Source organism: Neobacillus sp. PVCKKU3, assembly GCF_058323225.1.
Window position 1 is genome coordinate 44,322 of the sequence record NZ_JBLVQN010000043.1, and the last position, 10,360, is coordinate 54,681.

9 protein-coding genes are annotated in these 10,360 nt (G+C 42.3%); all 9 read left to right on the forward strand.

Features of this window, described 5'->3' with window-relative positions; all coding sequences use genetic code 11:
- The first annotated feature begins 86 nt into the window (after positions 1-86).
- The 9 genes from yugI (at position 87) to ACNQGS_RS23530 (ending at position 9,852) form a co-directional block, all read left to right on the forward strand.
- The gene (gene yugI, locus ACNQGS_RS23490; protein ID WP_213144369.1) at positions 87-485 is read left to right on the forward strand and encodes a S1 domain-containing post-transcriptional regulator GSP13; all 399 of its coding nucleotides are present in this window, start codon (positions 87-89) and stop codon (positions 483-485) included.
- A gap of 181 nt (positions 486-666) precedes the next feature.
- Positions 667-1,866: an ornithine--oxo-acid transaminase gene (locus tag ACNQGS_RS23495; protein WP_491489439.1), complete on the forward strand. Its 1,200-nt coding sequence runs from the start codon at positions 667-669 to the stop codon at positions 1,864-1,866.
- A 79-nt stretch (positions 1,867-1,945) separates the two neighbouring features.
- Entirely contained in the window at positions 1,946-3,217 is a 1,272-nt protein-coding gene (locus ACNQGS_RS23500) for a Glu/Leu/Phe/Val family dehydrogenase (RefSeq protein ID WP_491489440.1), read from the forward strand.
- A gap of 124 nt (positions 3,218-3,341) precedes the next feature.
- Positions 3,342-4,505 carry an iron-containing alcohol dehydrogenase gene (locus ACNQGS_RS23505; protein ID WP_464491381.1) on the forward strand — a complete coding sequence of 388 codons (1,164 nt, stop codon included), beginning with the start codon at positions 3,342-3,344 and terminating at the stop codon, positions 4,503-4,505.
- A 196-nt stretch (positions 4,506-4,701) separates the two neighbouring features.
- The gene (locus ACNQGS_RS23510; RefSeq protein ID WP_423799448.1) at positions 4,702-6,051 is read left to right on the forward strand and encodes a glucose-6-phosphate isomerase; all 1,350 of its coding nucleotides are present in this window, start codon (positions 4,702-4,704) and stop codon (positions 6,049-6,051) included.
- Positions 6,052-6,261: 210 nt separating this feature from the next.
- Entirely contained in the window at positions 6,262-6,669 is a 408-nt protein-coding gene (locus tag ACNQGS_RS23515) for a YugN-like family protein (RefSeq protein ID WP_491489441.1), read from the forward strand.
- 191 nt (positions 6,670-6,860) lie between these two features.
- Complete coding sequence (locus ACNQGS_RS23520) at positions 6,861-7,019, forward strand: Spo0E family sporulation regulatory protein-aspartic acid phosphatase (protein ID WP_423799446.1); 159 nt, start codon at positions 6,861-6,863, stop codon at positions 7,017-7,019.
- Positions 7,020-7,140: 121 nt separating this feature from the next.
- Positions 7,141-8,814: a DUF6044 family protein gene (locus ACNQGS_RS23525; RefSeq protein ID WP_491489442.1), complete on the forward strand. Its 1,674-nt coding sequence runs from the start codon at positions 7,141-7,143 to the stop codon at positions 8,812-8,814.
- A gap of 18 nt (positions 8,815-8,832) precedes the next feature.
- Positions 8,833-9,852, forward strand: coding sequence for a glycosyltransferase family 2 protein (locus ACNQGS_RS23530; protein ID WP_491489443.1), 1,020 nt, complete (start codon positions 8,833-8,835; stop codon positions 9,850-9,852).
- Positions 9,853-10,360: the final 508 nt, after the last annotated feature.

The window sequence follows — 10,360 nt, forward strand, 5'->3', positions numbered from 1 at the left end:
AGTTTTTGATTATGACTAACTGATGTGATATAATTTTATAATGCGTATAAAAGGGATATATAATTTATTTACTTAGGAGTGTTTTCATGTCAGGAAAAATTGAAACCGGTAGTATTATAACAGGTAAAGTAACAGGTATTCAACCATATGGAGCATTTGTTGCTTTGGACGGAAATACACAGGGTCTTGTTCATATTTCTGAAATCACGCACGGATATGTGAAGGATATAAACGACCATTTAAAAGTAGGCGACGAAATAAAGGTTAAAGTTTTGTCGGTGGATGAAGGGGCTGGAAAAATTGGCCTTTCCATCAAAGCTACAGAAGAAGCACCAGTTCAACAAGCGGCACGCCCTAAAAAGCCACGTAAGCGCCAGGCTGCTGCCATTATCCAAGAAGGCGATGGACAGCAAGGATTCAACACATTAAAAGAAAAGCTTCAGGAATGGATTGACCAATCCCAACGAGAAGAAATTAAAAAATAGCATTTTTAAAGCCTAGACTCAGCATATAAAGGGTCTAGGCTTTATTTTTTCTGTTAACCGTCGCTATTGATCCTTTTAAAGAAGAATATAAAAATTTTTGTGAACAAATTCATTCTTTTATCGTGCTGGGCTACAATAAAGATGTATGTAACTAAATTGCCTGAAAACGGAGGATTCATAAATGCCTGCAAATATAAAATCGCAAGAAATTATTGAAAAAACCGAGAAGTATGGCGCTCATAATTATCATCCCCTGCCAATCGTGATTCATAAGGCCGAAGGAGTTTGGGTGGAAGACCCGGAAGGCAATAAATATATGGATATGCTAAGCGCTTATTCAGCGGTCAATCAAGGCCACCGCCACCCCAAAATTATTCAAGCGTTAAAGGAACAGGCCGATAGGGTAACGCTGACTTCCCGTGCTTTCCATAACGATCAGCTTGGACCTTGGTACGAAAAAATTTGTAAAATGACAAACAAAGAAATGGCTCTCCCAATGAATACAGGTGCTGAAGCTGTGGAAACTGCTGTAAAAGCAGCAAGGCGCTGGGGCTATGATGTCAAAAAGATTCCTGATAACCAAGCCGAAATCATCGGCTGCGTCGGAAACTTCCATGGCAGAACGATGCTTGCAGTTTCTTTGTCTTCTGATGACGAATACAAACGTGGTTTTGGGCCGATGCTTCCAGGGATTAAACTAGTTCCATACGGCGATATTGAGTCTTTAAAGTCGGCGATCACACCTAACACTGCGGCTTTCTTAATTGAACCAATTCAAGGTGAAGCGGGAATTATTATCCCGCCTGAAGGATATATCAAGGCAGCATATGACCTTTGTAAGGAAAATAATGTTCTGTTCATTGCCGACGAAATTCAAGCAGGTTTAGCACGGACAGGAAAGATGTTCGCCTGTGAATGGGAAGGTATTGAACCGGATATGTATATCCTCGGAAAAGCACTTGGCGGGGGCGTATTCCCAATCTCCTGCGTTGTGGCCAATAACGAGATTTTAGGAGTCTTCAATCCGGGCTCACATGGGTCCACTTTTGGAGGAAACCCGATGGCATGCGCAGTATCAATCGCAGCTCTCGATGTTCTTCAAGAAGAAAAACTTGCGGAAAGGTCATTGGAATTGGGAGAATACTTCGTTAAGAAACTAAGGGAAATCCAGAATCCAAAAATTAAGGAAATTCGCGGGCGAGGCCTGTTTATTGGTATGGAACTGTCTGAACCTGCTAGAAAATATTGCGAGCAATTAAAAGATGAGGGTCTGTTGTGTAAAGAAACCCATGACAACGTCATTCGCTATGCTCCACCGCTGGTCATTACAAAAGAAGAACTCGACTGGGCAATTGAACGAATTCAAAAGATATTAGGATAACGACGTTCATGCATGAAAGCAGCGGGGCCTTAGCCCTGCTGAACGTATGGGGATTTTTTGATATAGTAGGGGTGCAGTGATGGGGAATACGGTTGGAGATGGAAAGGAAAAAGAGACATTAAGCCTGCTTACATCTACACAAATGGTCTTTCGCGAAGTATTAGATAAACTTGGGTTTAAACCGGAGATGTTTGATTTGCTGTCTGAGCCAATGAAGTCACTCATTGTGAGAATCCCAGTGAGGATGGATGATGGATCGACACAAATTTTTACAGGCTTCCGGGCCCAGCATAATGATGCCCTTGGGCCAACAATCGGGGGAATTCGATTTCATCCTCGCGTTTGTGAAGATGATATAAAGGCATTGGCAATTTGGATGAGTTTAAAATGCGGGATTGCCGGTCTCCCTTTCGGAGGAGGAAAAGGGGGAGTCCTTTGTAATCCGAGAACCATGTCAATGGGAGAACTTGAACGGTTAAGCCGCGGTTATGTACGGGCAATCAGCCAAATTGTCGGGCCGACAAAAGATATTCCGGCCCCGGATATTTACACGAATGCCCAGATTATGGCATGGATGCTTGATGAATATAGCAAGCTTAAGCAGTATGGTTCAGCTGCATTCATTACTGGGAAGCCGCTCGTGCTCGGGGGGGCAGAAGGCCGTGATATAGCCGGAGCATTGGGGGCAGCGATCTGCATTGAAGAAGCAGCCGAAAAACAAGGGATTAGACTTAAGGGAGCCCGGGTTATTATTCAAGGGTTCGGCAATGCCGGAGCCTTTATTGCCAAGTTTCTGCATGAAGCGGGAGCAGATATTATCGGAATTTCGGATGTTTATGGTGCCTTATATGAACCGGACGGCTTAAATATAGAGTACCTTCTTAAACGTCGTGACAGCTTTGGCACGATATCAACTCTTTTTGACGATGCCATTACAAATGAAGAACTACTGGAGCAGGACTGTGATATATTGATTCCTGCTGCTGTCTCCAATCAAATTACGGCAGAAAATGCACATGCCATAAAAGCAAGGATTGTGGCTGAAGTGGCAAACGGACCAACGACCATTAAGGCAACCAGAATCCTTACTGAGCGTGGCATTTTTCTGGTCCCCGATGTTTTAACTGGGGCCGGGGGTGTAATTGTATCTTATTTTGAATGGGTTCAAAATAAACAAGGATACTATTGGGGCAGAGAAGAAATCATGGATAAACTGCGAGAAAGAATTGTCAAATCCTTTACCACGGTCTATAACTTGTCGCAAAGTCGAAATATTAATATGCGTTTGGCTGCCTATATGACGGGAATCCAAAAAATGGCGGAGGCATCTATTTATAGAGGATGGGTTTAAATGAAGAAAGGAATGCCCGCCTGCCGGCGGGCATTCCTTTGTCTCCAGGGATATGTTGGGCGCCAACTTTGCAAAAAAACTTAATATCCTTAATAATAAAGAATGGAAGGGAGTGTTCAAAAAAATGGATAATTTTATTTTTCAAAATCCAACCAAATTGATTTTTGGGAAAGATCAGCTTCAACAACTAAAAGTAGAAGTTCCGCGCTATGGAAAAAAGGTCCTGCTAGTTTATGGGGGCGGAAGCATCAAGCGTACTGGTCTCTATGACAAGGTCGTGACAATTCTAAATGAGATTGGGGCAGAGGTATTTGAACTTCCTGGAGTAGAACCCAACCCACGTATAACAACGGCCCGAAAAGGGGTAGAAATCTGCAAAACAGAAGGAATAGACTTCATTTTGGCCGTAGGCGGCGGAAGTGTAATTGATTGCAGCAAATTAATTGCTGCCGGAGCGAAATATGACGGCGATGCCTGGGATATAGTCATTAAAAAGGCATTTGCTAAGGAGGCGCTTCCGTTCGGTACCGTGCTGACACTGGCCGCAACCGGTTCGGAAATGAATGCGGGTTCCGTCATCACAAATTGGGAAACAAATGAAAAATACGGCTGGGGAAGTGCAGTAACATTTCCGAAATTCTCTATTCTTGATCCAGTTCATACTTATTCCGTTCCAAAAAATCAAACCATATATGGGATTGTCGACATGATGTCCCACGTTCTTGAACATTATTTCCATCTTACTGAGGAAACGGATTTTCAGGACCGCATGTGCGAATCTCTGTTGATTACAGTTATGGAAACAGCACCAAAATTGCTGGAAGACCTGGAGAATTATGATCACCGGGCAACCATTCTTTATTGCGGCACCATGGCTTTAAACGGTATTTTAAATATGGGCTACCGCGGCGATTGGGCAACCCATAATTTAGAGCACGCAGTGTCGGCAGTTTATGACATTCCACATGGCGGCGGTCTTGCGATTCTTTTCCCGCATTGGATGGAGCACAATCTTAAAGTCAAGCCTGAGCGTTTCAAGCAGCTTGCCGAACGGGTTCTTGGCGTTAATTCTGAAGGAAAAAGCGCTGAGGAAGCAGGCCTTGAAGGTATTCGTAAGCTGCGGGAGTACTGGAATAGCATCGGTGCCCCTGCTCGTTTAGCTGATTATGACATCGATGAAAGCAAGCTTGACCTGATGGCAGACCGTGCGATGGCCAACGGGGAATTTGGCAGCTTTACAAAATTGAATAGAGAAGATTGCTTGGCGATTTATCGTGCAGCATTATAAGAAGAGTGGCTCGGGCATACTGCCCGGGCCTTTTTCTGCGGGCAAAACGCAAAAATAAAAGCAAAAGACGAAAAATGTCCAATTTTGTAAAAAAATTATCAAAATTGGGTACGCTTACAACAGGGGGCTTTCCTTGCTAATCCACCCCTTATTCGATAAAGTGATTTATGAAATATAAAATAATGGAGGATCATGCATGACACATGTTCGTTTTGATTACTCAAAAGCTCTCTCCTTCTTTGGAGAACATGAACTTACATACTTAAGGGATGCTGTTAAAGTTGCCCACCATTCCCTACATGAAAAAACCGGAGCTGGCAGTGACTTTTTAGGGTGGATTGACCTGCCAACTAACTATGACAAAGAGGAATTTGCCCGGATCCAAAAAGCAGCTGAAAAGATCAAGACAGATTCCGATGTTTTGCTTGTTATCGGAATTGGCGGCTCTTATTTAGGAGCAAGAGCTGCAGTTGAAATGCTTCAGCACAGCTTTTACAATGCCCTGCCAAAAGACAAGCGGAAGACCCCGCAAATTATTTTTACCGGCAATAATATCAGTTCTTCTTATATGCGGGATATTATGGACCTTCTTGAAAATAAGGATTTCTCGATTAACGTGATCTCCAAATCCGGAACAACCACAGAACCGGCGATTGCTTTCCGTATTTTCCGTAAACTACTCGAAGAAAAATACGGTGTGGATGAAGCCCGCAAGCGAATTTATGCGACAACCGATAAAGCGAGAGGAGCTTTGAAAACACTTTCGAATGAAGAAGGCTATGAAACCTTTGTCATTCCTGATGATGTCGGTGGCCGTTATTCCGTGTTAACAGCTGTCGGCTTGCTGCCAATCGCTGCGAGCGGAGCGGATATTGTGAAAATGATGGATGGGGCTGCGAAAGCTCAAGAGGACTATAGCCATTCAGAGCTTGAGGACAACCAGGCTTATCAATATGCTGCCGTCAGAAACGTTCTCTATAATAAGGGTAAAACCATTGAAATGCTGATAAATTATGAGCCAGGGCTGCAATATTTCTCAGAATGGTGGAAGCAGCTGTTCGGAGAAAGTGAAGGAAAAGACCAAAAGGGCATCTATCCTTCATCGGCTAATTTTTCAACGGATCTTCATTCACTTGGTCAATATGTGCAGGAAGGGCGCCGTGACCTATTTGAAACCATCATCAAGGTGGAAAATCCACGTCACGAGCTGACTATTGAGAAATTTGATAACGACCTTGATGGACTTAATTATTTAGCAGGTCAAACTGTGGATTTCGTTAATAACAAGGCATTTGAAGGAACAATGCTTGCCCATACCGATGGAGGCGTTCCGAATTTAATTGTATCGATTCCGGCAATGGATGAGTATACATTTGGCTATCTTGTCTATTTCTTTGAAAAGGCATGTGCCATGAGCGGTTACCTGCTTGGCGTCAACCCATTTGATCAGCCTGGTGTGGAAGCCTATAAAGTGAATATGTTCGCTCTTTTAGGCAAGCCTGGTTTTGAGGAGAAAAAGGCGGAACTGGAAAAGCGTTTGAAATAATTATAATTAGGAGTGCTGAATTAATCTTCAGCACTCTTTTTAGCTAATAAGGAATAATAAAATTTTTCCAAATTTTATTATTCCTTAACGCATAAATTCAACTACGCCTCTGCCTTCGTCCTATCGGACTTGCCAATCGGCGAGTTTTCATTTACTGAAATTTCTTCAAACGGGAATACTAACCTTAATGCTTAAAAGGGGTGATATGTTATGAAGGAATTGCCGTCTAAAGTTGAAGGAAAACAGTTTGATTTGTATAAGCTTGAGCAAAAATTAAAACCAATCGGCTATTCGATTGGCGGGAATTGGGACTATGACCATGGTTCCTTTGATTACAAAATAGATGATCAAGATGGCTATCAATTTTTAAGGCTGCCATTTTCAGCAGTTGATGGCACCCTCGATAGAAATGGCTGCACGGTTGAACTTGGCAGGCCGTTTCTGCTTGCTCATCAATATGAAGCAGGAGTTGATGTGCAAGGAACTTCCGGCAACTTTTCCGGTTCCTTTAATCAGTTCCAAGAGCCAACCGACAAAGATGCCAGTCTTTCAGATCATGCCTTGAACGCAGGGCAATCACTTGTAGCGGAACTGGAATCCGTATTGTTAACAGATTAGCCTTTTTGCTTAATGGGAGAGGAGGAGGTGAAGGACTGCCTCTCTCCTTAACACCAAGAATTCGTGTTCACAAAATCTTCACAAAATGAACTATTCTTTTAGCATTAAGATACTTGTATATATCTTGGAAAACATGTAAATTATGTTTAATACTATTGTTATATTATAAAATTGAGGGTTGGAGCATGATGATGAGCGAGAATTCTTTGTTATCCATTATTGAAAAAACGAGGCAGGAAATGATTGAATTAGCTCATCTTTATGGGTACTCCAATCCTAATGTAGTCCAATGCAGTCAGCAGCTGGACCAACTTTTAAATACATATGACCGGAAAACTGTAAAACATTAATACATGAAAAAGCCTTCCATTAGACGGAAGGCTTTTTTTATGGAATAATTTCCAGCCGAAATGCAAAGTTTAAAAGGGAATACGGAACTATTTACAATCATGTTTTTGAGGTGCAAAAAGTATGATGGAAACAAAAAAAGAGCGAAGATATATCATCTTTGCCTTGCTTGTTTTAGCAGTCTATCTTTCTCCGTTATTTATCCTTCAGGAAAATGCTCATATTCGTGTTCACGATAATTTGGACTCTAACATCGCCTGGTATAAGGTCTTGGCAAGGAGCGGCGAAATGTTCGGCGGTGTTGAAGGGGCAGTTCCGCAAATTATTAATGGGCTTCTTTCAAGGAATGCCTTTGGAACGGAGTACAGTGTCATTGTTTGGCTTCATTCATTGCTGCCAACGATGACGGCCTATGCGTTGAGTCAGGCATTAACGAGAGTTACTGCATTTTTAGGGATGTATTTGCTGTTAAAAAATCATTTTCTTCCTGATGGGCGCTGGCTTTCATTAAACATTGCCGCGGCCCTGGCCTTTGCCCTGACGCCGTTTTGGCCATCTGGGATGTTGAGTACATTAGGGATGCCGCTTGCTCTGTGGGCGTTTTTAAATATCCGCAGCGGTAAAGGATCTTTAAAGGATTATGCGGTGTTAACCTTCCTGCCTTTTTACGCCAGCATCGTTTTGGGTTTTTTCTTTTTTTTAAGTGCGATGGGAGTTTTTTGGCTGATAGATTGTCTTCGTAAAAAGGACTGGAACCTTCGCTTCTTGTTTGCGATTGTTTATATGACATTTGTATTTGCAATCGTTGAGTATCGTTTAGTCTATTCTTTTTTATTTAAAGGCGAACCGAACAGCCGCGACGAATATTTCCATGCGCACCTTCCCTTTTGGCGTGCTGTCCGGCTCACCTTTAAAAATTATCTACTGGGACACACCCATGTAATGACCGTGCATACTTTAATCATCCTGCCGGCTACTTTTATCGCCTTTTATTTTATTGTTTCAAAAAAGCTGTGGAGGCAGGAAAGAATCTTTGTTTTTTTATTTGCCCTAAATTTCCTCTTATCGTTATGGTATGCGTTCTGGTTTTATGAAGGCTGGCTGCCTTTGACGAAAAAATTCCACTTTATGGATACCTTTAATTTTGCCCGTTATCATTTTTTACGGCCGATGGTGATCTATGCAAGCTTTGCGTTAGCTCTTAAAATCATCACCACGCAAGGAATCAATTGGGCGAAAACAGCCCAGTGTTTGGCGGTCATGCAGCTTCTGGTGCTGGGATTTTTCAATGATGAAATCATTTACCGCGACAAACCGACAGTAAAGCAGTTCTATGCCGAGGATTTATTCGCGGAAATTAAAGATTATATTGCGCTGCCTCAGGAGGAGTATCGGGTCGCAAGCATTGGCATCCATCCGGCAATCGCTCAGTTTAATGGGTTTTACACACTTGATACCTATAATAATTTTTATCCATTAAGCTACAAACATCAATTTAGGAAAATAATTGAAAAGGAATTGGCTAAAAATAAAACCATTCAAAAGTATTTCGACCAATGGGGCGGGCGCTGCTATATTTATACGGCACAGCTTGGAAAGAGATATATGATAAAAAAAGATTCGAAGCGGCATCTGAAAAATTTGGAATTAAACACGGCTGTTTTTAAGGAAATGGGCGGGCGTTATATTTTTTCGGCTATCCCAATCGATAACGCTGCTAAAAATAAGCTGACACTTGAAAAGGTGTTTGTCACCAAAACGTCTGCCTGGAAAATTTACTTGTATAAGACATTTTAACATCGGGGGTATTAGCAGATGATGGAACCAATCCTTACTATTGTTGTACCGTGCTATAACGAGGAGGAGGTTTTGCCGGAAACGATGGTGAAGCTTCAGCAGCAGCTTGAGGAGCTGATTGCCGATTCGCTTGTTTCAAAGCAAAGCAAGCTTTTGTTTGTAGATGACGGAAGTAAGGATCGAACATGGGAACTGATTTATAAAGAGGGGCTGCGAAATAAGTATGTCCGCGGCTTAAAATTGGCCCGCAATGTCGGTCACCAAAACGCACTTGTGGCTGGACTCCATGCGGCCAAAGATTTTTCTGATTGCGTCATTTCGATTGATGCAGACCTTCAAGATGATATTCAGGCCATCCGCGAATTTATTATGAAATTTAATGAAGGCAGCGAAATTGTTTACGGTGTACGAAAAGGCCGGGAAACGGACACCTTTTTTAAGCGAAGCACGGCCCAAGGCTTTTATAAAATGATGAGAAAATTAGGTGTTGACCTTGTTTATAACCATGCTGATTTCAGGCTGATGAGTAAACGGGCCCTACATGAGCTGGAGCGTTTTAAAGAGGTGAATTTATTCCTGAGGGGAATTGTACCGCTTCTCGGGTTTCGCACGGATGTGGTGTATTATGACAGGCTCGAAAGACAGGCAGGAGAGACTAAATATCCGTTAAAAAAAATGCTGGCATTTGCCTTTGATGGGATTACCTCCTTTTCTGTTTCGCCGATCCGTTTTGTGCTGGTAATTGGCTTTGTTTCTTTCCTGATGAGTTTAATATTTGGCGGCTATTTCCTGACGCTTAAATTTTTAGGCAATACCGAAACAGGCTGGACCTCGATGATTACCTCCATCTGGTTAATCGGCGGGCTGCAGCTGATTTCAATTGGTCTAATCGGGGAATATATCGGAAAAATATATAAGGAAACGAAGCAGCGGCCTAAATACATTGTTGATATCGATACGTTAAATCTGCCGATTCCTCGGCGTCATTTACTGAACACTACAAATGATGAAGAACTATATCCTGTAAACCTAAAATAAGAGGAGGGTGCTTCTCTCAGATTGTCGAGAAAGGGTATTTTCTCGGCAATTTTCCATTTTGTCTGAATTCAAAGTTACGATTTTTATTAAATGATTTGTCTATGCTAATGGGTCTGTTGATTTCCGCTCCGGGCACTCGCTTTCCGCGGGGAGGTCCTGGAGCCTCCTCGGCGCTATGGCGCCTGCGGGGTCTCCAGTGACCTCTATATCCCGCAGGAGTCGAGTGCCCTCCGCTCCAATCAACAGGGAGGGAAATCAACCTATATTATTGCAACAAATATTTTCGAACTTGCTAAGTGCTTCACCTTTATGAGAGACATTTTCTCTTGGATTCCTTCGCTTTTGTTCTTCATCGGCTTATGAGAGACATTTCCCTCAATGATTCAATCGATTTTGTCCTTCATCAGCTTTATGAGGGACATTTCTCTCAAGGATTCTACTGTTTTGTCCTTCTTTGGTCTTCTGGCAAGAAAATAGTTGCTTCATTTTGTGAGTTGAAGTTTTAATT

What these genes read in the sequence shown, in the direction of transcription:
- ACNQGS_RS23515 (WP_491489441.1), top strand. Translation starts at nt 6,262, where the DNA reads ATGAAGGAATTGCCGTCTAAAGTTGAAGGAAAACAGTTTGATTTGTAT.
- yugI (WP_213144369.1), top strand. Translation starts at nt 87, where the DNA reads ATGTCAGGAAAAATTGAAACCGGTAGTATTATAACAGGTAAAGTAACA.
- ACNQGS_RS23520 (WP_423799446.1), top strand. Translation starts at nt 6,861, where the DNA reads ATGAGCGAGAATTCTTTGTTATCCATTATTGAAAAAACGAGGCAGGAA.
- ACNQGS_RS23505 (WP_464491381.1), top strand. Translation starts at nt 3,342, where the DNA reads ATGGATAATTTTATTTTTCAAAATCCAACCAAATTGATTTTTGGGAAA.
- ACNQGS_RS23530 (WP_491489443.1), top strand. Translation starts at nt 8,833, where the DNA reads ATGATGGAACCAATCCTTACTATTGTTGTACCGTGCTATAACGAGGAG.
- ACNQGS_RS23525 (WP_491489442.1), top strand. Translation starts at nt 7,141, where the DNA reads ATGATGGAAACAAAAAAAGAGCGAAGATATATCATCTTTGCCTTGCTT.
- ACNQGS_RS23510 (WP_423799448.1), top strand. Translation starts at nt 4,702, where the DNA reads ATGACACATGTTCGTTTTGATTACTCAAAAGCTCTCTCCTTCTTTGGA.
- ACNQGS_RS23495 (WP_491489439.1), top strand. Translation starts at nt 667, where the DNA reads ATGCCTGCAAATATAAAATCGCAAGAAATTATTGAAAAAACCGAGAAG.
- ACNQGS_RS23500 (WP_491489440.1), top strand. Translation starts at nt 1,946, where the DNA reads ATGGGGAATACGGTTGGAGATGGAAAGGAAAAAGAGACATTAAGCCTG.